Here is a 23,399-nt window from a genome sequence, read left to right as displayed (position 1 = left end):
ACCTGAAAAGCTTATATCCAGCCACGTTCAGCGAAGGAGACAACCTCTCCATCGCCAATCACCATGTGATCGAGCAGCCTGATATCTACTAACGACAATGCATCCGCAATGCGTGATGTTATATGACGGTCGGCAGGACTTGGTTCGGCAATACCAGATGGGTGATTATGAGCCAAAATCACCGCATTTGCATGCACTTCCAACGCACGACGCACAACTTCTCTTGGATAGACCCCTGCAGCGTTGATAGTTCCTTCGAAAAGGATCTCATCTAAAATAGGTCGGTTTTGGTTATCTAAATACAGGACGAGAAAGGCTTCTCGGGGTCTATCGCGCAGTTGAGCGGACAGATATCTCGCCGTGTGGGAGGGGCTGGTTAGCGCATCTTCATAAAACATAATTTCTTTAAAATGTCGCTTGCTCAGCTCCAAAACCGCCTGCATTTGTGCGTATTTTGCCGATCCCAACCCTTTTCTTTGGCTAAATTGCGCTAAATCTGACTGCATCAACTTCCGCAGAGACCCAAAATCCTCCAGAAGATAACCTGCCAGTTCTATCGCATTCATGCCTGACACGCCCGTACGAAGAAAAATAGCCAACAATTCCGCGTTCGTTAATGATTCAGGCCCGTGGGCCAATAATTTTTCTCTCGGACGGCAATCTGGCGGCAAATCCTTCAGTGACATGACGAAGCCTCATAATAAAAAAGGCAGCCTTATCGTAGACGCATGTTTAAGCAACCGTTCACATCTCAGCATGCGATTTAGGCGAGTAAGACGTTTTATGAGTAGCTTCTTTATTACATTTCAATTTGTGGTACCTCTGCTTTCACAATCCTCTGAGTCCAACGCGTGATTAGGCGGTCTTTTATGTTATCTTTCTCTTAATTACTTCGTAGGCTTACTTGGTTATGGTTCAGAAAATTACCCAATCCCTAACAGGAAAACGCATCGTGTTGGGCATAGGCGGTGGTATTGCCGCTTATAAATGTGCAGATCTCACTCGCCGTCTTATCGAACGAGGTGCAGATGTCCGTGTTGTCATGACGCACGCAGCAAAAGAATTTATCACCCCTCTCACCATGCAAGCCGTCTCTGGTCATCCAGTGGCAGATAGCCTGCTCGACCCCGCTGCAGAAGCGTCAATGGGACACATCGAAATCGCCAAGTGGGCTGACCTCGTCATCCTTGCCCCCGCGACTGCCGATTTAATCGCGCGTGTTACCGCAGGAATGGGTAACGATCTGCTCACCACACTTTGCCTTGCTACTGATGCGACCGTTGCCATTGCGCCGGCAATGAACCAGCAGATGTATCGCGCTGTCGCCACCCAAGAAAACCTCGCGACGCTTCAACGCCGCGGCTATCCGATTTGGGGCCCTGCAAGCGGCGAGCAAGCGTGTGGCGATGTTGGCCCAGGCAGAATGCTAGAACCGCTTCAATTGGTGGCATTGGCTGAAGAGCATTTCTCAGAAGGTGACCTTGCGGGTACGTCTTTTTTGATTACCGCAGGGCCAACACGTGAAGCCATTGACCCAGTTCGTTACCTGAGCAATCACAGCTCCGGAAAAATGGGTTATGCCATCGCACAAGCCGCTGCTAAGCGCGGCGCAAACGTGACACTGATTAGTGGCCCAGTGAATCTGCCAACGCCTGCTAACGTCTCTCGTGTCGATGTACTTAGTGCAGACGATATGTATGACGCCGTTCAGCAACATGCCAGCTCGCATCAAATATTCATTGCGTGTGCCGCTGTAGCGGATTTCAGACCCGCTCAAGCCGCAGAGCAAAAAATGAAGAAGCAAGATGGTCATGATGAAATGAACATCTCCTTGGTGAAAAACCCTGACATCGTTGCCTCAGTGGCAGCCATGACTCAGCAGCGACCTTTCACCGTGGGCTTTGCGGCAGAAACCCAAGATGTGGAACAATATGCTCGCGGTAAATTGGCCAAGAAGAATCTTGATCTGATTTGCGCCAACGATGTGTCTCGCGAAGGCCAAGGGTTCAATAGCGATCAAAACGCATTACACCTTTATTGGCCAAACGGTGATAAGCCTTTGCCGCTCGCCAGCAAGGCTGACATTGGCAACCAATTGGTCAGCGAAATCACTACCCTATTTAAAGCCAGCAAATAACATTCAGTGGATAACAACCGGTGGAAAACCAGATGAAAAAAATTGACCTAAAAATTCTCGACCCACGTGTCGGCAGTGAATTCCCACTTCCCGCTTATGCCACTGAAGGTTCTGCTGGGTTGGACTTACGTGCAATTCTTGATGCACCAGTAACACTAGAGCCGGGTCAAACCGAACTGCTGCCAACCGGTCTAGCGATTCATATCGCCGATCCATCACTGGCTGCTACCATTTTGCCGCGTTCAGGTTTAGGCCATAAACACGGCATCGTATTGGGCAACTTGGTCGGTCTTATCGACTCGGATTACCAAGGTCAGCTGATGGTTTCTTGTTGGAACCGTGGCAACACCACGTTCACCATCGAACCAGGCGAGCGTATTGCGCAACTGGTATTTGTACCTGTTGTTCAAGCGGAATTTAATATTGTTGAAGATTTTGATGCCACAGAGCGTGGTGCCGGTGGTTTTGGACACTCTGGTACAAAATAGCAGCAATTTCAGTGTGTAATGTGTAGATACGCCGCCAATCTGCGGCGTTTTTAACGTCTTATTCACGCTTTCTAACATTCTTATGTGCGTCGATAACCCCAAAGGTGCATTATCCTTTTAATACAGATGGCGCGCCGTTAAAATAGAGACCCTTCAGCCGAGATTTTGGGTCCGAGACCCCGATAACAACAAAGGAAACATCTATTCATGGCTGTCCAAAAAAAGCAAAACCGCCGCGAAGAAATTCTTCAGGCTCTCGCTCATATGCTGGAGTCTAATCAGGGCAGTCAACGGATCACTACCGCCAAACTTGCGGCTCAAGTTGGTGTGTCGGAAGCCGCGCTATATCGCCACTTCCCAAGTAAAGCGCGCATGTTCGAAGGGTTGATCGAATTCATTGAAGAATCTCTCATCACCCGTATCAACCGAATTCAAAGCGAAGAGAAAGACACGCTGACGCGTCTTCGCCTGACACTGCAACTGTTATTGGTATTTGGTGAGCGTAACCCAGGCTTAACCCGAATCATGACCGGCCATGCACTCATGTTCGAACAAGATCGTCTGCAAGGCCGCATCAATCAGCTGTTTGAGAAAATAGAAAGCCAATTGCGCCAGATACTTCGCGAGCGTCGCCTTCGTGAAGGGAAAGGTTTTCCGGTTGAAGAGTCGGTTCTTGCCGCTCAGTTATTGGGGCAAGTTGAAGGTAGCTTAAACCGCTTTGTTCGCTCCAGCTTCAAGTACCCGCCAACGGCTGACTTTGATCAGTACTGGCTGCTATTGAGCGCACAACTAGACTAAACATGTCACGAAAAGTATTAAAAAAGGCTGCATCATGCAGCCTTTTTCGATTTTACGTGTTTGTGTTTTTACAACATCGATAAATCAGATGCCGTATTCAGCACGGTAAGCTTTTACTGCTGCTAGATGTTCTGGGTTACCGCCTTGCTCTTCAAGGTAAGTCACCAAGTCGCCCAAGCTAACGATAGACACCACTTTACAGCCAAAGTCGCGTTCAACTTCTTGAATCGCTGATAGCTCGCCTTTGCCGCGCTCTTGGCGATCAATCGCCACCAATACGCCCGCTAAATCTGCGCCGTTCGCTTGAATGATTTCCATCGATTCACGAATCGCCGTACCTGCGGTGATCACATCATCAACCAGCATTACACGACCTTCAAGCGCGCTACCGACTAGGTTGCCGCCTTCGCCATGCGTTTTCGCTTCTTTACGGTTGAAGCAATATGGCGTGTCGATATCATGGTGCTCAGCCAACGCAACCGCCGTCGTGGTCGCAATAGGAATACCTTTGTAAGCTGGGCCAAACAGCAAATCGTAATCAATGTTCGCATCCACGAGCGCTTCTGCATAGAAACGACCAAGACGCGCCAAATCACGACCCGTGTTAAATAGGCCTGCATTAAAGAAGTATGGGCTCTTACGACCTGACTTCAGGGTGAACTCACCGAATTTCAAAACTTGTTTTTCCAATGCAAACTCGATGAACTGACGCTGATAGGCTTTCATTTTCTCTCCTGACTCACTCTTCGGCTTTCTGGCCGTTACTTGTGTATTTTGGTTAAAAAAAAGCGGCTCCAATAGAAGCCGCTCTTTCATCAATCAATTAACGATGCTTTCTGAATAACGATGATGTCTTCAATGCCCTTATTGGCCAGAGCCAACATCGCATTCAATTCGTCAGCGGTGAACGGTTCACCTTCTGCCGTGCCCTGCACTTCAATCATGCGGCCATCTTCCAGCATAACCACGTTCATGTCGGTTTCAGCGGCAGAATCTTCAACATACTCAAGGTCGCAAATTGGCGAACCTTCGAAGATACCCACAGACACAGCAGCAACGTGACCTTTCATTGGGTTTGCTTTCAGTTTGCCTTCAGCAACCAGCTTATTCAGCGCATCAGCCATTGCCACGCTTGCACCTGAAATAGACGCAGTACGTGTGCCGCCGTCCGCTTGGATAACGTCACAGTCAACGGTAATCGTGAAATCACCCAGTTGATCGAGGTTCACTGCAGCGCGAAGGCTACGTGCGATCAGACGCTGGATTTCCATAGTACGACCGCCTTGCTTACCGTTCGCCGCTTCACGACGGTTACGGGTGTGGGTCGCACGTGGCAACATGCCGTACTCAGCAGTGATCCAACCTTGGCCTTTACCTTTAAGAAAACGTGGCACGCCTTCTTCAACGGTCGCGGTACAGATAACTTTCGTGTCGCCAAACTCCACCAGAACAGAGCCTTCCGCATGTGCGGTAAAATGACGTGTCATGGTAACTGGACGAATTTGACCAACTTCTCTTCCGCTAGGACGCATATTGTTCCACCTTTAATTGTGCTGTAGCTGTGCTGTCGTCGTGTAAGCGCGACTGAATTTCGTTAACCAGCGATTATAGCGACTTCACCTAAGTCGCGCTAACACAAACCTAGCTCCGGCGCTTTTTTCTTCAACATCCGTTCTCATGGTTGATAAGAACAGACTAACAAGAAGGCGCACAACTGCGTATAATCAGAGCAACATCGATAAATGAGTGAATATCAATGATCCACAGTATGACTGCCTACGCCCGCCGCGAAGTAAAAGGCACATGGGGCACAGCCGTTTGGGAAATCCGTTCGGTAAACCAACGTTACCTAGAAACTTACATCCGCATGCCAGAGCAGTTCCGTGGCCTTGAACCAATCATTCGTGAACGTTTCCGCCAGCGCCTTGCTCGCGGCAAAGTCGAATGTAACCTGCGCTTTGAAGCCAATGCTTCTGCAAACACCGAGTTGAAAATCAACGAAGAGTTGGCGAAACAGGTTATTCACGCCGCCAAGTGGGTCAAAGAGACCTCAGGCGAAGGCAATATCGGTCCTTTCCAAGTCCTGCAATGGCCGGGCGTAATGGAAACACCTGAACAAGATATGGACGTGATCAACAAAGCCCTAATGAGTGGCTTTGATGAAGCCGTTGATGATTTCATTGCCGCTCGCGCAAGCGAAGGCGCAAACATGAAGGCACTGATCGAACAGCGTCTTGATGGGATTGCAGCAGAAGTTGTGAAAGTGCGCGCGAAGATGCCTGAAATTCTTAATTGGCAGCGCGAGCGTCTTATCACCAAATTAGAAGAAGCCAAGATTGAGCTAGACGCGAATCGCGTTGAGCAAGAAATCATTCTGCTGGCACAAAAATCTGACGTTGCTGAAGAACTTGATCGCCTTGACTCTCATGTATCAGAAGCCAATAAAATCCTGAAAAAAGGCGGTGCATGTGGCCGACGTTTGGATTTCATGATGCAAGAATTTAACCGCGAGTCGAACACACTAGCGTCAAAATCTATCAGCACTGAAACCACCGCATCTGGCGTTGAGTTGAAAGTTCTTATCGAACAAATGCGCGAGCAGATCCAAAATATTGAGTGATCACGACTCAATATTGCATTGCCCAGCCCACTTGCTGGGCTTTTTTTTATTCTGATGGGTTATCCTAAACAGAGAATTCAATTTTTGCGCAGTCCGTGGTACTCTGCGCGCCCTTTAACCTCACAGTGATCAAAACCATGAGCCAAGGTACGCTTTACATCGTTTCAGCGCCAAGTGGTGCCGGAAAATCAAGCCTGATTTCGGCGCTGTTGAAAGACAACCCTCGTTACGACATCAAAGTGTCCGTTTCCCACACCACCCGTGCAACTCGTCCGGGTGAAGAAGACGGCGTTCACTATCATTTCGTGCCGGTTGACGAGTTCAAAGCACTGATCGAACAAGACGCGTTTTTGGAACATGCGGAAGTATTCGGTAACTATTACGGTACATCACGTATTTGGATCGAAGACATGCTGGCAAAAGGCATCGACATTTTTCTTGATATTGACTGGCAGGGTGCTCAGCAAATTCGTGAAAAAATGCCGCTGGCGCAAAGCATCTTTATTCTTCCACCAAGTCGTGAAGAACTAGAACGCCGTTTGAATGCCCGTGGTCAGGATTCTGATGAGGTCATCGCGAAGCGCATGGAAGAGGCCTGTTCGGAAATCTCCCACTTTAACGAATACGATTACGTTATAGTGAATGACGATTTTGATCTGGCTTTGATGGATCTTAAAGCCATTCTACGTGCCGAGCGTATGAAGCAAGACAAGCAAGCCAGCAAATATCACGACATGCTCGACAGATTGCTGGCACAATAGTCAACGCTTTTGTATAATTTTCGGTCATTTTGATTTTATTACTTACTGGAGTTCTTCATGGCACGCGTAACCGTTCAAGACGCTGTTGAAAAAATTGGCAACCGTTTCGATCTAGTATTGGTAGCAGCTCGTCGCGCACGCCAAATGCAAACTGGTGGCAAAGATGCACTAGTTCAAGAAGAGAACGATAAGTACACCGTTATCGCTCTTCGTGAAATCGAAGAAGGCCTGATCACGAAAGAAGTGCTAGACACTCGTGAGCGCCAAGAGCAGCAAGAGCAAGAAGCGGCTGAGATGGCTGCTGTAAGCACCATCACAGGCTCACTCCGCTAATCTAACTTCAGGGAAACAGGCAGATTGTATCTCTTCGATAGCCTGAAAGAAGTCGCCGCACAATACTTGCCGGAGCCGCACTTAGAGGCACTCCGGCAAGCGTATTTGGTGGCGCGTGACGCCCACGAAGGGCAAAGCCGTTCAAGCGGCGAACCATACATTATTCACCCAATTGCCGTTGCTCGTATTCTTGCGGAGATGCGTCTCGACCACGAAACCTTAATGGCAGCCTTGCTGCATGACGTGATCGAAGACACTGAAGTCACCAAAGAAGACCTGCAGCAACGATTTGGTGATACCGTCGCCGACTTGGTTGATGGTGTGTCGAAACTCGACAAGCTCAAGTTTCGCGACCGTAAAGAAGCGCAAGCGGAAAACTTCCGCAAAATGATCATGGCGATGGCCCATGATATACGCGTTATTCTGATCAAACTGGCCGACCGCACTCACAATATGCGCACACTCGGTGCACTTCGCCCCGATAAACGTCGCCGCATTGCTCGCGAAACCCTCGAAATATTCTCGCCACTTGCCCACCGCCTCGGTATCCACAACATTAAAGTGGAACTGGAAGAGCTTGGCTTTGAAGCGCTCTACCCCAACCGCTATCGCGTGTTGAAGGAAGTGGTCGTTCAAGCCCGCGGTAATCGCAAAGAGATGATCCAGAAAATCCACGCAGAGATTGAAGGTCGTCTTAGCGATGCCGGCATGAACGCGAAGGTATTAGGGCGCGAGAAGAACCTGTACTCCATCTACAACAAGATGAAGAACAAAGAGCAGCGCTTTCACACCATCATGGATTTGTACGCATTCCGTGTGATCGTTGATGACCTCGATACCTGTTATCGCGTGCTCGGCCAAATGCACAATTTGTACAAACCTCGTCCTGGCCGCATGAAAGACTACATTGCCGTACCAAAAGCAAATGGCTATCAGTCTTTGCATACGTCAATGATTGGTCCACACGGTGTGCCGATTGAAGTGCAAATCCGCACCGAAGACATGGATCAGATGGCAGACAAAGGTGTTGCTGCGCACTGGGCTTACAAAGATGGCGCTGAGCGTATTCAAGGCGGAACTACCGCTCAAGTTCGCGCACAACGTTGGATGCAAAGCCTGCTTGAGCTTCAACAAAGCGCAGGTAGCTCGTTCGAATTTATCGAAAGCGTGAAATCTGACTTGTTCCCTGACGAGCTATTCGTGTTTACGCCAAAAGGCCGTATCGTCGAATTGCCTGTTGGCGCAACAGCGGTCGATTTCGCCTACGCCGTACATACCGATGTGGGTAACTCCTGTGTAGGTGCGCGTGTTAATCGCAACTCCTACCCGCTGAGCCAACCATTGAAAAATGGCCAAACCATCGAGATCATTACTGCACCGGGCGCACGTCCAAATGCAGCATGGCTTAACTATGTCGTGACATCGCGTGCTCGTACCAAGATCCGTCAGGTACTCAAAACCAAGCGCCGCGAAGAATCTCTGATCCTTGGTCGCCGTTTGCTCAACCATGCCCTAGGAGATTTCAATCTTCAGGATATGGACCCAGAGAACATCAACAAAGTCTTGCTCGACCTCAAACTCGAGACCGTAGAAGATTTGTTGGCCGATATCGGTTCTGGCGAGCTAATGAGCGTGGTGATAGCAAAACGCCTACTGGGTGATGCTGACAGCTTAGAAGAGCAAGGCGGTTGCCTGCCGATCCGCGGTGCAGAAGGAATCCTTCTAACTTACGCGAACTGCTGTCGCCCTATCCCAGGCGACCACATTGTCGGTCACGTCAGCCCGGGTAAAGGGTTGGTTATCCACCGTGAAGAATGTGCCAATATCCGCGGCTACAGCCAAGAACCAGACAAGTACATGTCTGTCGAATGGGGTGCCGATATTGACCAAGACTTCGTGACGGGTTTGCGTATTGATATGCACAATCACCAAGGCGCATTGGCCGATTTGACCAACGCCATTGCTGCGACAGGCTCAAACATTCAAGGCTTGTCGACTGAAGAACGTGATGGACGCTTGTATACGATTTACGTGAAGCTCACGACCAAAAACCGTGTGCATCTGGCCAATATCATGCGTCGCTTACGCGTGATGCCAAAAGTGGTTAAGGTTAGCCGTCAGAAAAACTGATTGGGCACACTGCGTGGCCAGCAATATCAGCAATGCTCAGGCAACAAACAACAACGCCCGCCATTCGCGGGCGTTTTTATAGACGAGAACAAAATGACTCCAGAACGTTTTGCACGTATTCATGACGTGCTGGCCACCCGTCAGCCCGACTTAACGGTCTGCATGGAAGAAGTCCACAAACCCAATAACATTTCCGCCATTATCCGCACCGCTGATGCCGTTGGCGTCCATCAAGTGCATGCGGTTTGGCCGAAGAACAGCAAAATGCGCACCTTAGGCGGCACGTCCGCAGGAGCGCGTAACTGGGTTGATGTTGTCACGCACGACAACACGCCTGACGCCTTTGCCGCAATGAAAGCCAAAGGCATGCAGATCTTAGTGACCAACCTGTCTGATACTGCCGTCGATTTCCGTGAGATTGATTACACCAAGCCGACGGCGATTGTGATGGGTCAGGAAAAAACCGGGATCAGCAAGCAAGCCCTTGAATTGGCAGATCAGGACATCATCATTCCCATGATTGGTATGGTACAGTCACTCAATGTTTCCGTCGCTAGCGCCCTGATTTTGTATGAAGCACAGCGCCAACGACAGAATGCTGGCATGTACCAACGCTCGCACACACTGATCCCGCAAGACGAAGTTGATCGAATTATCTTCGAACGCGGACACCCTGTGCTGGCAAGAGTCGCCAAACGCAAAGGTCTGCCGTATCCTGCGCTAGATGACCAAGGTCAGATTGTTGCTGATACTGCGTGGTGGGCGCATATGCAGGCCGCCAAATAAGACCAAACCAATCACTATTTAGGAGAGATGAAACCGCCATGCGCGCTTCAATGTTAGATGCAGTTCCCGTCACCGCGCTGACAGGTGTCGGTGGAAAGATGGCGGAAAAGCTCGAGAAAATCGGCCTTTTTACCGTTCAAGACCTGCTATTTCATCTCCCTTATCGCTACGAAGACCGTACGCGAGTCTGGCCGATCATGAGCTTAATGCCGGGGCAGCACGCCACGGTAGAAGGCGAAGTGGTGAACAGTAATATCTCCTTTGGTCGCCGCCGCATGCTGACGGTTAAAATCACCGACGGCAACGGCTCACTCACCTTGCGCTTTTTCAACTTCAACGCGGCAATGAAGAACAGCTTGGAAGCCGGTAAACGCGTGAAAGCCTATGGTGAAATCAAACGCGGACAAGGCGGCCTTGAGATTATTCACCCTGACTACAAGGTATTCTCGGAGCCCACTGAGCTATCACTGGAAGAAACCCTCACGCCGGTTTATCCCACCACAGAAGGGCTTCGCCAGTTAACGCTGCGAAACCTCACCGATCAGGCGCTCGCGTTGCTCGAAGGCGCTGCCGTGCAAGAACTGCTGCCTGAAGGGCTGTACGATCGACAAATCACCCTGAAAGATGCGCTGATCACCCTGCACCGCCCCACGCCCGATATTTCTGTCGATTCGCTGGAAAACGGCGAACATCCCGCTCAAAAGCGACTGATCATCGAAGAGTTGTTGGCGCAGAATTTATCCATGCTGGCGGTACGCAGCAAGCTACAACAAGATCCAACGTTTTCACTGCCGCCTTCTGTGGATTTAACCGCCAAACTGCTGGCTTCGTTACCCTTTACTCCTACAGGCGCGCAGTCACGCGTTGTCGCTGACATCGAACGCGACATGGGGCTGACCAAGCCAATGATGCGCTTAGTACAAGGCGATGTGGGTTCAGGCAAAACCTTGGTTGCCGCCCTTGCGGCGTTACAAGCCATTGAACAAGGCTACCAAGTGGCACTCATGGCACCAACTGAGCTATTGGCTGAACAGCACGCCATTAACTTTGCCAATTGGCTTGAACCTTTGGGGATTTCGGTTGGCTGGTTAGCCGGAAAGCTGACAGGAAAAGCCAAAGAAGCAGAGCTGACTAAGATTGCCAGCGGCGAGGCCAAAATGGTGGTCGGTACCCATGCACTATTCCAAAAACACGTTGAGTTTGCTCAGTTGGCCTTGGTTATCATCGACGAACAGCACCGATTTGGCGTACATCAGCGGCTAGAACTGCGCGAAAAAGGCATGAAACAGGGCATTCACCCGCATCAGCTGATCATGACGGCAACGCCTATTCCGCGCACGCTCGCTATGACGGCTTACGCCGATTTAGACACTTCCATTATCGATGAACTGCCACCAGGTCGAACACCAATTCAAACCGTTGCTGTGCCCGATACCCGCCGCATTGATATTGTGAACCGTGTGCATGCGGCCTGTATCGAAGAAGGTCGTCAGGCCTATTGGGTGTGTACTCTAATTGATGAATCTGAAGTGTTGGAAGCCCAAGCGGCGGCCGATACCGCAGACGATTTGTCACGCGCCCTGCCCGATCTCAACATCGGCTTAGTCCACGGACGAATGAAAGCGGCAGAAAAACAAGCCGTGATGAAAGCCTTCAAAGACGGCGAGCTTCACCTGCTTGTAGCCACGACCGTGATTGAAGTCGGCGTCGATGTGCCAAACGCCAGCTTAATGATCATCGAGAACCCTGAGCGTCTGGGCTTGGCGCAATTGCACCAGCTACGTGGACGCGTAGGCCGAGGCGAAGTCGCGAGCCATTGTGTGCTGCTCTACCATGCCCCGCTGTCAAAAACGGCGACCAAACGCTTAGGCGTACTACGAGAAAGCAGCGATGGCTTTGTCATTGCGCAGCGAGACTTGGAAATTCGTGGGCCGGGAGAGCTGCTAGGGACGAAGCAAACGGGCTTAGCGGAGTTTAAGATTGCGGATTTGGTGCGCGACCAGAAGCTGATCCCTGAAGTGCAGAAGCTGTCGCTGTATCTGCATCAAAATTACCCTGACAATGCCAAGGCGATCATTACGCGCTGGCTAGGCAACAAAGATAAATACAGCAATGCGTAGGTCATACCACGCATTGTCGAACAGCGAGTGTTGAGGAAGCTTTTTCAATGCTCGCTGTTTGCGTCACCGCGATACGGCTATTCTTCTTCCCAATACTGCATCACCAGCGCCATCACTTCAGATTTGCTGTACCCGACTTCACGCGCATCCATCAGCAAGCTTTTCAATGACGGTTCAATGAAGCCAAATCTGTCTTCCATGCGCGCATTCAGGCCATCACGAGCCACTAACATACCCACGCCGCGCTTACGCTCAAGCCAACCCAGCTCTTCCATGTTCTGATAACAACGAGAAATGGTCATTGGGTTGATATTTAGCTCAGCGGCTAACTTCCTGACAGACGTCAGTTTTTGTCCCGGCTTTAAGGTTCCCGCCACAATTTGACGCTGGATCTGCGTCATCAATTGACGGAACTTTGGTGATGGATCCTGCGGGTCGATGACAATGTGCATTTTTCATCCCTGCTGTATTGGCACTCTATTACAGTTGTAGCAGATGACTCATAAATGAGACGATAAAAATGCACAAAATTTGTTGTTAGGGCAGTTGTCGCCCACAAAAAAACGCAGAACGGTATCCGCTCTGCGTCTTTGATAAGGCTAAAAATAAACGGGTCAGTTAACGCGTTGCGCTACGAGAACCTTTATTTCTGGCCACAGGCAAAACAATCTGAGCGCGCAATCCACCTTGTGAACGCTGCATCAGTTTCAAGGTGCCATTGTGTTGTTCCACAATGCGTTTCACGATAGCCAGCCCAAGTCCAGTGCCTTCACTACCGCGAGCAGTATCGCCTCGCGTAAAGGGTTGCAGCACCGTTTCCACCTGGTCAGGCGCAATACCGGGCCCATTGTCTTCGACCGTGATCCACTGATGACGACGATCAGCACTGCTGCCCGTCGCGATACGCACCCAGCCGCCGCCATAGCGCACAGCATTTACCACCAAATTGGTCACTGCGCGGCGGATAGCCACTTCGTTCGCCTCTAGCTTACCCACCAGCTCGCCTTTGCTCACTTCGAGATCATGACCCGTTGCGCCATCGGCGACCGAGACATCATCAACCAGGGTATTCAAATCAATCGCCGTCATATCTTGTAGCTGCACTGAGCGGAGATAATCCATGAATTGATTGATGATCTCGTTACACTCTTCCGTGTCTTTGATCATGCTGTCAGCGAGGTATTCATCCGCCGGTGACATCATTTCTGTCGCCAAACGAATTCGAGTTAGTGGTGTGCGTAAATCATGACTCACGCCTGCCATCAGCAGGGCGCGGTCTTCTTCCAGCTTACGAATACCTTCGCTCATCTGGTTGAACGATTTGGTCACGGCACGAATATCGGACGCACCACGCTCTGGCAATGGTGGCGGGAACTTCCCGTTACCCACTTCCAACGCCGCCTTTTCCAACGCAGCCAATGGACGGTTTTGCACCTTAATAAACACCCAACCGCCACCTATCACCAGCAAGGCAATAAACATGGAATAGAAAAACAGTGGCTGGAAATCATCTTGATGTAATTCGGAGAGCGGAATACGCATGACATAGCCAGGGAACGCCGTGCTATCTAGCCAAAGCACATAGTTCTTCGACTCTAAACTGATCCGCGCTTCTGTCGGCGCACTCAGTTTCTCCGACATGTCCGTACTGAGGTAATCCACCGTCGCCGCATTCTCGAACTCGTCCATCATGACGGGTTCAGATTCGTCATGCATGGTCACACCCAGTTTTTCGAGCAACTGACGGCGCAGCTCTTCGTCGAGGTGGTAAACCTTGCCATCAGACAGCGTCATGTCCTCATTCAGCATGACCTGAATTTCATGGGCGAGGATTTTATTGAACTGCTTGATACTCGGCAGGAGGGCGTAATTGAGGATGGTGAGATAAGAGAAGATCTGGCTGGCGATAAGAAGGCCAGCCATTACCACGAGTGTACGAGCAAAGTTACTGCGTGGAGAAAAGCGCATTATTTACGCTTCTCCGTCCGGAACGAACACGTAACCCAATCCCCACACGGTCTGAATGTAGCGCGGTTTGCTTGGGTCTTCTTCCACCATGCGGCGAAGTCGTGAAATTTGCACGTCAATCGAACGTTCCATGGCGGAATACTCACGGCCACGCGCCATGTTCATCAACTTATCGCGAGACATAGGTTCACGAGCGTTAGTCACCAGCGCTTTTAGTACGGCAAACTCACCGGATGTCAGCGTCAATGGCTGATCGTTGCGGAACATTTCACGTGTACCAAGGTTCAAACGGAACTGACCGAACTGAACCACTTTTTCTTCACTAGACGGTGCGCCCGGTGCTTCAACGACTTGGCGACGCAACACAGCACGGATACGTGCTAGCAATTCACGCGGGTTGAATGGTTTTGGCAGATAGTCATCTGCGCCCACTTCCAATCCCACAATGCGGTCAATCTCATCACCTTTTGCGGTTAGCATCAGGATAGGCAATGTGTTGTTCGCCTGACGAAGGCGGCGACAAATGGACAAACCATCTTCACCCGGCAACATCAAATCCAACACCATCAGGTGGAAATTCTCTCGAGAAAGTAAGCGGTCCATCTGCTCGGCATTCGCCACGCTACGAACCTGAAAACCTTGCTCTGACAAATAACGCTCAAGCAGAGAGCGCAAACGCATATCGTCATCTACCACTAGGATTTTATGATTATCTTGCATGACCTACCTTTCTTTCTATTCTTGAAGGTGTTTACGACTTTGATTGTATCGTCTGACCTGTTTATGAAACATCAAGGTGAAGCCCTTCGGGGAGAAAAACTGTTACCAGTTGTAACCGCCTCTACTCGTTTTCCAGCCATCATTTCGCGGGATAGCTTAACGTTGCAAGGCCAGTTGGCTTTAATCATGAAGCCAAAGCGGTTATAACTCTTCCCGAAAACGAATGACATACTCGGACATAGCAATGAAAAAAACCGATTTGGTCACCCGAGAAGGCTACAAAAAGCTCAAAGCAGAGCTCGATTTCTTGTGGAAAGAACGACGCCCAGAAATCACCAAAATCGTATCGTGGGCGGCAAGCCTCGGCGATCGCTCAGAGAATGCGGATTACACGTACAACAAACGAATACTACGTGAAATTGATCGCCGCGTTCGTTACCTGCGCAAGCGCTTAGAAATACTGCGCGTCATCGATTATAACCCACAACAAGACGGCAAGGTGTTCTTCGGTGCATGGGTCGATATTGAAAATGATAACGGCGACACACTCACCTTTCGTATTGTCGGCCCCGATGAAATTTACGGCCGAAATGACTACATCTCCATTGATAGCCCAATGGCACGCGCATTGATCAAAAAAGAAGTCGATGACGAAGCCTCAGTGACAACCCCTGAAGGCCTCAAGGTCTGGTATGTTAATGCCATCCGCTATCAACAAGACGAACTTTAATACTGCCGTTGCGGCGGTGACTCTCAAAGGAACACCATGACCTCGTCAATTTATCAGCAAATTGCCAATGAGCTAAACGTCAATGACGCGCAAGTGATTGCCGCCGTTACCCTACTCGATGATGGCAACACCGTCCCGTTTATTGCCCGTTACCGCAAAGAAGTCACTAACGGCCTTGATGACACCCAATTGCGTAATCTGGAATCTCGCCTTGGCTATTTGCGTGAGCTTGAAGACCGCCGCCAAGTCATCCTGAAGTCGATTGATGAGCAAGGCAAACTCAGTGACACACTGAAAAGAGACATCCTGAGCGCTGACACAAAAAACCGCCTCGAAGATTTGTATCTTCCGTACAAACAAAAGCGTCGCACCAAAGGGCAGATCGCCATTGAAGCGGGCATTGAGCCATTGGCTCAAAAACTATGGCAGCATCCAGAGACGGATCCAGACGCCGAAGCCGCTCGCTATATTGATGCCGACAAAGGCTTCGCGGACACCAAAGCGGTGCTTGATGGTGGACGTGCCATCTTGATGGAGCAATTTGCCGAAGACGCTGCGCTGCTTGATAAGATTCGTCGCCACTTGAACCAGCAAGCCGAGCTTCAAGCACGAGTGATTGCAGGCAAAGAAAACGAAGGCGCGAAATTTAAAGATTACTTTGAGCATGATGAGCGCCTCACCAAAGTGCCGTCTCACCGTGCATTGGCCATGTTCCGTGGTCGCAACGAAGGCATTCTTCAACTCTCGCTCAATGCCGATCCCGGTCAGGATGACAAATCCACAGGGTCGTATTGCGAAAACATCATCTGCGATCACTTTGGCGTGACCATTGGCACTGCTGCGGCCGATCGCTGGCGCAAGCAAGTGGTGAGTTTCGCGTGGCGCATCAAAATTCTGATGCACATGGAAACCGAGCTGATGGGCAACTTACGCGAAATGGCCGAAAACGATGCCATTAAAGTGTTTGCCGATAACCTCAAAGATCTCTTAATGGCCGCACCTGCAGGCCCTCGTAGCACCTTGGGCATCGACCCAGGTTTGCGCACTGGCTGTAAAGTCGCTGTCGTGGACAACACGGGTAAGCTGCTTGATACCGCCACCATTTACCCAACCGCACCACACAACAAAATTGCCGAATCATCCCGTGTCGTCATGGCGCTGGTGAAAAAGCACAACGTGGATTTGATTGCGATTGGTAACGGCACAGCATCACGTGAAACCGATGCGTTTGTGGTTGGCATGCTTAAAGACGCAGGCCAAAAAATTCAAACCGTGATGGTGAGTGAAGCCGGCGCGTCAGTTTACTCTGCCTCTGAACTTGCAGCGACAGAATTCCCGGGGCTAGATGTCTCACTGCGCGGCGCGGTATCCATTGCACGTCGCTTGCAAGACCCTCTGGCAGAACTGGTGAAAATCGACCCGAAATCTATCGGTGTAGGCCAATACCAGCACGATGTTAGCCAAAGCCAACTGGCAAAACGTTTGGACGCTGTCGTGGAAGACTGTGTAAACGCCGTGGGCGTTGATGTGAATAGTGCCTCTGCGGCGCTGTTAACCCGTGTCGCAGGCCTTTCTACCACCATGGCGGCGAATATCGTGGCGTTTCGCGACGAGAACGGCCGCTTTGGCGACCGTAAAACCTTACTGAAAGTCCCGCGCCTAGGCCCTAAAGCGTATGAGCAGTGTGCCGGTTTCTTGCGTGTGATGCATGGCAAAAACCCGCTGGACGGTTCGTCGGTTCACCCTGAAGCCTACCCTGTGGTGAAACGCATTGCCGACAACACAGGTAAAGCGGTGGATGCCATGATCGGCAACCATGACTTCCTGCGCAGCTTGAAGGCATCAGAGTACGCTGACGATACCTTTGGTATTCCAACGGTCACTGACATTCTGTTGGAACTGGCTAAACCGGGACGTGACCCACGACCTGAGTTTAAAACCGCCACGTTCGCGGAAGGCGTGAACGAAGTGAAAGATCTGATCCCAGGCATGGTATTAGAAGGCTCTATCACCAACGTGACCGCATTCGGTGCCTTTGTGGATATCGGCGTTCACCAAGACGGCTTAGTGCATATCTCGGCGCTGTCAGACAAATTCATCTCTGACCCACGTGAAGTGGTTAAAGCCGGTGATGTGGTGAAAGTAAAAGTCATGGACGTTGACCTTCAGCGTAAACGCATCGCCCTAACGATGCGCCTGACCGACGAGCCGGGAGCAGATAACAAAGCGCCTTCTCGCGAAAAAGCTAACCGTGATTCGCGCCCATCAAACCAATCAGATCGTGGCAGCAACGGTAAGCAAGGTGGCAACAGCCGCAATGACCGCGGCGGCAATCAAGGCGCATTTGGTGGCGCGTTTGCCGATGCCTTTGCCAAGGCGAAACGCAACTAGAGATCTCGTTGACTCAGGCTTTGACGCGACGACTCGTCGTATTTCGTCAGTCAGGGACTGAAACCAAAAACAGCGCCATCGGCGCTGTTTTTTTATCTGGAAATTCTCACTCTTTCACATCCAGCTCGAATGCACCTGTCTACTCACCGCTAAATCACAATCAGCACTTCAGAAGGAAGGTTTGCCGCTGACGATTGCTGATAGCGCATGGCAACTACCGCCCCTGTGCGCTGTGAGTCTTTTAACTGATCAATCTTGTCCAGCACTTCTTTGGGCAACTTAAGCTTCATGGCATAACCATTTTCACTTGCGGGAACATAGCTGCCGCTAGATAACATTGAAGAAAGCTGGCTTAACGTTTCATGCGCAGCAAACTGTGCGCCATCAAACTGTCGAGACTGTTGAGTAATATCGGTGTAGTTAGGATGCTCAGACGGATCCCACGATGGCTTGCGAAGTTGCTTCTCTTCTTGGCTTACCGGACGCTCTTGGGCGTTGGCGGTGGGTTGGCGCGGTGGGACAATTTTTTCGCGCACGCGATTGTCCCGCGCAACTTGCTCCGTTGGCGGGTTTACTGACGGGACGACAGCTGGGATGCTGACGTTTGCGGGCGAAATGTTCATGCTAATGTTGTCTCCCAACATCAACCGAAGGCTATCGCCTTAGGCAAACCGCGGGCTGACCCGCGACATGCGCAAACTGTATCTCTACAGCGAAACTATACCAAGATAGCTAAAATGCCACCTATCGTGCCGATGGCAGATAAAACTTGTCCGGCGGTATAAGCCCCATCATCATTGGTTTTCACTTCGTCAGGGTGGTCCATGCCCAATGCCCCGTAAGTGAATGCTTCAACGTCAGATGAAGCGGGAACTTTGCCTTCGGTTTCCGTTGCCTGGTTGACAGTCTTCGCGTCCGTTACACCTTTAGCGACTTGCGCATAAGACTGATTTGCACCCTCTGGCGTTTGCGCCTGATTAGCCTTTGCCTCTGCATTCATTGGCGAAGGTTTGGCGTAAACGTACTGAGATTGCCCAACGTTACCTATATTCATTATGGTCTCTCCTGATGCCATAGCAAGTGACACGTATAAAGTATCGGCAACTAACGTGTAAAATTTAGCCGCATTTCACTTTATTTCGTCACTTTTTTCTGACAGGACGGCAAACATTGTCCGCAAAACGCCAGCAGCGCCTGCGTAAAATGGGCGGGATCCGAGATAAACGGTGCATGCGACGCATTGGCAAAAATTTGCCGTTGCGATTGCGGAGCCAGTACATCCAGCTCTTGCGCCACTTTAACGGGCACAAGGCCATCTAGCCGACCGTACATTCTCAGCCAAGGCATTGAAATATCATGCAAGTGCGGTCTCAAATCAGCGTCAGCAAGAATACCAAGGCCAGCCTCTAGAGCCTCAGGTTGCGGCGCAGGGTGTGACAACACCGATTGCTTCAACCACTTGATATCTTGTCGTGCCGTTGGACTGCCCATTGCTTGCAGCGCCATAAATCGCTCAACGGTTGTTTTAAAATCACCCGCCAATTGTTTGGTAAACGCTTGCAATACCTCGGGTTTAATCCCTCGCCATCCGTGTTCTGCAGCAAATCGAGGTGAACTCGCGATAGTCACTAACCCTTTCACTCGTTCAGGGGCCATCAATGCTGCTTGCGTGGCAACCATGCCACCCAAGGACCATCCAGCCCAGATCGATTCCTGTGGAGAATTATTAAGCAAGCAATGTGCCATCTCTTGCAGAGAAAAAGCATCTGTCGGTTGGCTAAAGCCATAGCCGGGGAGGTCAACACAATGCACGCGATAGTGAGGAGTGAGAGCGGGGAGAATGTTTTGCCATACCGCACTGTTCATTCCCCAACCGTGAATGAGAATCAGATCGGAACCCTGGCCTTCCGTGTGCCAGTAAAGAGATGTCGTCATTTACACTGCCTAAATTCGATTCGTTTCGAGCCATCAAGCTACAAACTACAAACTACAAACTACAAACTACAAACTACAAACTATGATGTTTCGCACTATCTTACGCGCCCTGCCACTTCGCTGTCAGCTTTGTCATCACACGCTGATGCATCGGCATTATCCATGGTGCGAAACCTGTCATGACACTTTCCCTCGACTACCCCGCTGTTTGCATTGTGGCTTACCAACACCCTATGTCACCGAAAGCTGTGGACGCTGTCTGAACTCCCCACCCGCTTGGGACAGGCTCATTTGTGTCGGCGGTTATACGTTTCCTTATGACAAACTGCTGCACCGCTTTAAATACCAAGGTCACTATTGGCTGGCTCCTGCACTCGGAAAATTGCTGGCCAAGGAAATCGACAACCCTGCGCCATTGTTATTGCCTGTTCCTATGCATTGGCGACGCAGACTCATGCGAGGTTTTAATCACAGCACCCTGCTGGCAAGGGCACTAGCCAAGCAGTTAGCGGTTCAATGTGCGCCCGACATCCTAAAACGCAACCGCGCGACTCGCCAACAGCAAGGATTAAGCCGACAATCTCGCCTGTCTAATCTTCGCGGGGCATTTTCTAGCAAAGGAAGACTGCCCGAGCACGTTGCGCTGGTTGATGATGTGGTCACCACTGGCGCAACCATTGCCGAGCTGTGTCGGTTATTGCGTCAACAAGGCGTCACGCAAATTGATGTCTATTGCCTTTGTCGAACACCACCAAAGTGACAAAAAAGTAACCTCACAGCTTTGGGGGTGATAGTAAAGAAAAACCAGAGTAAACTGTCATTAACATATCGGAATAGTCAGGTAAGAAGCCGTGTCACACATTATTATTTCAGAAAGTGCACAAAGCCATTTCGTTAAGCTGCTGGAGCAGCAACCAGAAGGCACAAACATCCGCGTATTCGTGGTTAACCCAGGCACGCAAAGCGCAGAGTGTGGCGTGTCTTACTGCCCTCAAGATGCGATTGAAGCATCTGACACCAAATACGAATTCAATGGCTTTTTGGCCTACGTCGATGAACTTAGTCTGCCGTTTCTTGATGATGCGGAAATCGACTTTGTCACTGACAAAATGGGTTCTCAGCTGACCCTAAAAGCACCAAACGCGAAAATGCGTAAAGTGTCGGATGATGCCACGCTGCTAGAGCGTGTTGAATACGTTATCCAAACCCAAGTGAACCCACAGCTTGCTGGTCACGGCGGTCACATCAACCTGATTGAAATTACAGAAGAAGGCGCAGCTGTTATCCAGTTTGGCGGCGGCTGTAACGGTTGTTCTATGGTCGACGTTACCCTGAAAGATGGTATCGAAAAGCAGCTACTTGAAGAATTCAGCGGCGAATTGACTGCCGTGCGCGATGTGACTGAGCACGCGGCTGGTGAGCACTCTTACTACTAAGTGCCCAGCGAGTTTCAAATGGACACATCAAAAAGGCTCCCAAGGAGCCTTTTTAGTTTCTGTTATTGCCGTCTTGTCATCGCTGACAACGCGCTATCACGAATGTGATGACAGCAAGAACTTCCCACGTCGCCACTGATACACAAACAACACGCCTAAGGTCACGCCTCGCAAAGCCATAAAGCCGAGCATTGCCGCCCATAACGCATGGTTGCCGATGTCTTGATTAGCACTACTCAAAAGCCACCAAATCGCAAAGAAACCCGCCATCGAGACGAACATGGTGTTACGCATTTCTCGTCCACGGGTTGCCCCAATGAATACGCCGTCCAACAAGAAACACCACATGGACACCAATGGCATGGCGATCAGCCAAGGCAGGTATAAATACGCTTGCTCACGCACGGCGGGAATGTCGGAAATCACCCCGACAATGCTCTGCCCACCCAGTAAAAACGCCAAGGTGATCAGCAAGGAAATGATTAAGCTCCAGAAGGATGTTGCGGTAAGAGACTCCAACAATTCCTGCCGATTTTTGGCCCCGATCGCCTTTCCGACCATGGCTTCCATCGCGTAAGCAAACCCGTCCATGGCGAAAGACACCAGCATCAAGAAATTCATCAATACCGCATTGGCGGCCACCACATCATCCCCCAAGGTCGCGCCTTGAAAGGTCATGAAGGTAAACGCCAGTTGCAGGCAAAGGCTACGCAGGAAAATATCTCGATTGAGCTTGGCCAATCGACTCATGCCCGCAGAGGCTTTCTTCCATTGAGCAAGCGGCGAAGGCAGCGACGATTCCGCCCAAACCTTGGCAACGAAGTACAGCCCTAGCGCCATCCCTGAATAGTCGGCAATCACGCTCGCTGCCGCAGCACCCTGAACTTTCCAGCCAAAACCCACCACAAACAGTAAATCGAGGACGATATTTACCAGATTGACCAAGATGATCAGCATCATCGGCTTCTTGGCATTTTGCGCACCAAGCAACCACCCCATGATCACCAGATTGGTGAGCGCAGCAGGCGCACTCCAAATTCGAATCGAGAAATACTCATCCGCATAGCGCTTTACTTCGGCGCTGGCATCACTAAACGAGAACACGGCATCGGCGATAAATGGATGTACGACGAGAATCACAGCCGCCAACAGCCAAGCCAAGGTCAAGCCTTGCAAGAAGACATTGGCAAGCCCTGTTTTGTCGTTAGCGCCCCACGCTTGCGCCGTCAGGCCTGTAGTCGCCATGCGCAAAAAGCCGAGCAACCAGAAGGTCACGGCAATCATTGTGCTGCCGATGGCGACACCGCCGAGATACCAAGCGTGGTCGAGATGGCCAATGACAGCCGCATCCACCAGACCCAATAGCGGCACAGTGATGTTGGATAACACCATGGGAAAAGCGAGTGAAAACACGCGAACGTGAAGTGATTTTTGTCGAAGAGCTGAAAGCATAATTCGCACGCTGGGAAACTTTGGTGGGTCAGTTTATATCGTTAGCGTTAAGAACACCGTATCACCCTGATGATTTTCATCATTTTCTTCTCGGACAAAGCCGTTTTTCTCCAACACCTTAATCGATGGGGCATTCTCGGCGCTGGCGCCACCAGACAGAGCAGTGACAACGCCTGAAGCGCGACACCATGCCACCAGCCCAGCAATCATTTCACTGGCAAGTCCCTGTCCTTGATAGCGTTCAGCCACCACATAACCCAATCGCAGCAAATAGCCGTCGCCCTGACTTTCTTGCTCAATAGCCTCGGGGTAGAGCAAAAAGAAGCCTGCTAACGCATCGTGGTCGACCAAGCTCACCGCAACAAACTGGCATTCATTTAGGATGCTCGATAGCCAATTAGCGGCGCTTTCTTTGTCTCGCACCGTTTGTATATCTGGAGGAAGATGACGCGTGACATCCGGCGTCAGTATGGCGGCAAGTTGCGTTGAGACAGCATTTAACGTTTGAGACGATGATGAATATGACAACGCCGCGGCAGTTAACCGCGGCGTTCGAAACGTGACAGAAGGAAACGTCATGATGGCACTCTGCGA

Annotated in this window: 24 protein-coding genes; 13 read left to right on the top strand and 11 right to left on the bottom strand. The window is 50.6% G+C overall.

The features are described from left to right. Positions 1 to 11 precede the first annotated feature (11 nt). Entirely contained in the window at positions 12 to 686 is a 675-nt protein-coding gene (gene radC, locus Q365_RS0124430) for a RadC family protein (protein ID WP_028025829.1), read from the bottom strand. 224 nt (positions 687 to 910) lie between these two features. On the opposite strand from radC, the gene coaBC reads away from it, so the two are divergent. The 3 genes from coaBC (at position 911) to slmA (ending at position 3,423) form a co-directional block, all read left to right on the top strand. Further along, positions 911 to 2,137 (top strand): bifunctional phosphopantothenoylcysteine decarboxylase/phosphopantothenate--cysteine ligase CoaBC, encoded by a 1,227-nt coding sequence (gene coaBC / locus Q365_RS0124425; RefSeq protein WP_028025828.1) that lies wholly within the window; start codon positions 911 to 913, stop codon positions 2,135 to 2,137. Between the two features lie 32 nt (positions 2,138 to 2,169). After that, the gene (gene dut, locus Q365_RS0124420) at positions 2,170 to 2,625 is read left to right on the top strand and encodes a dUTP diphosphatase (RefSeq protein WP_028025827.1); all 456 of its coding nucleotides are present in this window, start codon (positions 2,170 to 2,172) and stop codon (positions 2,623 to 2,625) included. A gap of 207 nt (positions 2,626 to 2,832) precedes the next feature. Next, the gene (gene slmA, locus Q365_RS0124415; protein WP_028025826.1) at positions 2,833 to 3,423 is read left to right on the top strand and encodes a nucleoid occlusion factor SlmA; all 591 of its coding nucleotides are present in this window, start codon (positions 2,833 to 2,835) and stop codon (positions 3,421 to 3,423) included. A gap of 84 nt (positions 3,424 to 3,507) precedes the next feature. On the opposite strand, the gene pyrE is transcribed toward slmA, so the two are convergent. Together pyrE and rph are read right to left on the bottom strand one after the other, a co-directional pair. After that, entirely contained in the window at positions 3,508 to 4,149 is a 642-nt protein-coding gene (gene pyrE / locus Q365_RS0124410) for an orotate phosphoribosyltransferase (RefSeq protein WP_028025825.1), read from the bottom strand. 89 nt (positions 4,150 to 4,238) lie between these two features. After that, positions 4,239 to 4,955, bottom strand: coding sequence for a ribonuclease PH (rph, locus tag Q365_RS0124405; RefSeq protein ID WP_028025824.1), 717 nt, complete (start codon positions 4,953 to 4,955; stop codon positions 4,239 to 4,241). 224 nt (positions 4,956 to 5,179) lie between these two features. Here rph and Q365_RS0124400 point away from each other — a divergent pair, with 224 nt between their 5' ends. The 6 genes from Q365_RS0124400 (at position 5,180) to recG (ending at position 12,173) form a co-directional block, all read left to right on the top strand. After that, complete coding sequence (locus Q365_RS0124400; protein WP_028025823.1) at positions 5,180 to 6,043, top strand: YicC/YloC family endoribonuclease; 864 nt, start codon at positions 5,180 to 5,182, stop codon at positions 6,041 to 6,043. A gap of 137 nt (positions 6,044 to 6,180) precedes the next feature. Beyond that, complete coding sequence (gmk, locus tag Q365_RS0124395; protein WP_028025822.1) at positions 6,181 to 6,804, top strand: guanylate kinase; 624 nt, start codon at positions 6,181 to 6,183, stop codon at positions 6,802 to 6,804. Positions 6,805 to 6,861: 57 nt separating this feature from the next. Further along, positions 6,862 to 7,137 carry a DNA-directed RNA polymerase subunit omega gene (gene rpoZ, locus Q365_RS0124390; protein ID WP_028025821.1) on the top strand — a complete coding sequence of 92 codons (276 nt, stop codon included), beginning with the start codon at positions 6,862 to 6,864 and terminating at the stop codon, positions 7,135 to 7,137. Positions 7,138 to 7,161: 24 nt separating this feature from the next. Next, positions 7,162 to 9,267, top strand: a complete 2,106-nt coding sequence (spoT, locus tag Q365_RS0124385) for a bifunctional GTP diphosphokinase/guanosine-3',5'-bis pyrophosphate 3'-pyrophosphohydrolase (protein WP_028025820.1) — start codon at positions 7,162 to 7,164, stop codon at positions 9,265 to 9,267. A gap of 93 nt (positions 9,268 to 9,360) precedes the next feature. Beyond that, positions 9,361 to 10,053, top strand: coding sequence for a tRNA (guanosine(18)-2'-O)-methyltransferase TrmH (trmH, locus tag Q365_RS0124380; RefSeq protein WP_028025819.1), 693 nt, complete (start codon positions 9,361 to 9,363; stop codon positions 10,051 to 10,053). Between the two features lie 38 nt (positions 10,054 to 10,091). Then, a complete protein-coding gene (gene recG / locus Q365_RS0124375) occupies positions 10,092 to 12,173 on the top strand; it encodes an ATP-dependent DNA helicase RecG (protein ID WP_028025818.1) in 2,082 nt (693 codons plus the stop codon). A 77-nt stretch (positions 12,174 to 12,250) separates the two neighbouring features. On the opposite strand, the gene Q365_RS0124370 is transcribed toward recG, so the two are convergent. The 3 genes from Q365_RS0124370 to ompR form a co-directional block, all read right to left on the bottom strand. Then, entirely contained in the window at positions 12,251 to 12,625 is a 375-nt protein-coding gene (locus tag Q365_RS0124370) for a GntR family transcriptional regulator (RefSeq protein ID WP_028025817.1), read from the bottom strand. Positions 12,626 to 12,791: 166 nt separating this feature from the next. Further along, on the bottom strand, positions 12,792 to 14,141 hold the full coding sequence (gene envZ / locus Q365_RS0124365) for a two-component system sensor histidine kinase EnvZ (RefSeq protein ID WP_028025816.1): 1,350 nt from the start codon (positions 14,139 to 14,141) through the stop codon (positions 12,792 to 12,794). 3 nt (positions 14,142 to 14,144) lie between these two features. Continuing rightward, positions 14,145 to 14,861 (bottom strand): osmolarity response regulator transcription factor OmpR, encoded by a 717-nt coding sequence (gene ompR / locus Q365_RS0124360; protein WP_028025815.1) that lies wholly within the window; start codon positions 14,859 to 14,861, stop codon positions 14,145 to 14,147. 244 nt (positions 14,862 to 15,105) lie between these two features. Between ompR and greB the strand changes: the two genes are divergently transcribed. Next, positions 15,106 to 15,591, top strand: coding sequence for a transcription elongation factor GreB (gene greB, locus Q365_RS0124350; protein WP_028025813.1), 486 nt, complete (start codon positions 15,106 to 15,108; stop codon positions 15,589 to 15,591). A 36-nt stretch (positions 15,592 to 15,627) separates the two neighbouring features. Next, positions 15,628 to 17,982 (top strand): Tex family protein, encoded by a 2,355-nt coding sequence (locus Q365_RS0124345; protein ID WP_028025812.1) that lies wholly within the window; start codon positions 15,628 to 15,630, stop codon positions 17,980 to 17,982. A 149-nt stretch (positions 17,983 to 18,131) separates the two neighbouring features. Here Q365_RS0124345 and Q365_RS0124340 read toward each other — a convergent pair whose 3' ends face one another. The 3 genes from Q365_RS0124340 to bioH all read right to left on the bottom strand — a co-directional run bounded on the left by Q365_RS0124340 (position 18,132) and on the right by bioH (position 19,917). Continuing rightward, on the bottom strand, positions 18,132 to 18,626 hold the full coding sequence (locus tag Q365_RS0124340) for a hypothetical protein (protein WP_035025771.1): 495 nt from the start codon (positions 18,624 to 18,626) through the stop codon (positions 18,132 to 18,134). A gap of 74 nt (positions 18,627 to 18,700) precedes the next feature. Beyond that, positions 18,701 to 19,036 carry a hypothetical protein gene (locus tag Q365_RS0124335; RefSeq protein ID WP_028025810.1) on the bottom strand — a complete coding sequence of 112 codons (336 nt, stop codon included), beginning with the start codon at positions 19,034 to 19,036 and terminating at the stop codon, positions 18,701 to 18,703. An 80-nt stretch (positions 19,037 to 19,116) separates the two neighbouring features. After that, positions 19,117 to 19,917, bottom strand: a complete 801-nt coding sequence (gene bioH / locus Q365_RS26030) for a pimeloyl-ACP methyl ester esterase BioH (protein ID WP_051563867.1) — start codon at positions 19,915 to 19,917, stop codon at positions 19,117 to 19,119. 82 nt (positions 19,918 to 19,999) lie between these two features. Between bioH and Q365_RS0124325 the strand changes: the two genes are divergently transcribed. Next, entirely contained in the window at positions 20,000 to 20,677 is a 678-nt protein-coding gene (locus Q365_RS0124325) for a ComF family protein (RefSeq protein ID WP_245621615.1), read from the top strand. Positions 20,678 to 20,768: 91 nt separating this feature from the next. After that, positions 20,769 to 21,353 carry a Fe-S biogenesis protein NfuA gene (gene nfuA / locus Q365_RS0124320; RefSeq protein WP_028025808.1) on the top strand — a complete coding sequence of 195 codons (585 nt, stop codon included), beginning with the start codon at positions 20,769 to 20,771 and terminating at the stop codon, positions 21,351 to 21,353. Between the two features lie 96 nt (positions 21,354 to 21,449). Here nfuA and dinF read toward each other — a convergent pair whose 3' ends face one another. Next, on the bottom strand, positions 21,450 to 22,805 hold the full coding sequence (dinF, locus tag Q365_RS0124315; protein WP_028025807.1) for an MATE family efflux transporter DinF: 1,356 nt from the start codon (positions 22,803 to 22,805) through the stop codon (positions 21,450 to 21,452). Positions 22,806 to 22,838: 33 nt separating this feature from the next. Continuing rightward, positions 22,839 to 23,384, bottom strand: coding sequence for a GNAT family N-acetyltransferase (locus Q365_RS0124310; protein WP_028025806.1), 546 nt, complete (start codon positions 23,382 to 23,384; stop codon positions 22,839 to 22,841). Positions 23,385 to 23,399 lie beyond the last annotated feature (15 nt).

It is taken from the genome of Enterovibrio calviensis DSM 14347, assembly GCF_000621165.1.
GTDB classification, from domain to species: domain Bacteria; phylum Pseudomonadota; class Gammaproteobacteria; order Enterobacterales; family Vibrionaceae; genus Enterovibrio; species Enterovibrio calviensis.
This window is presented reverse-complemented; position numbering and strand designations above follow the sequence as displayed.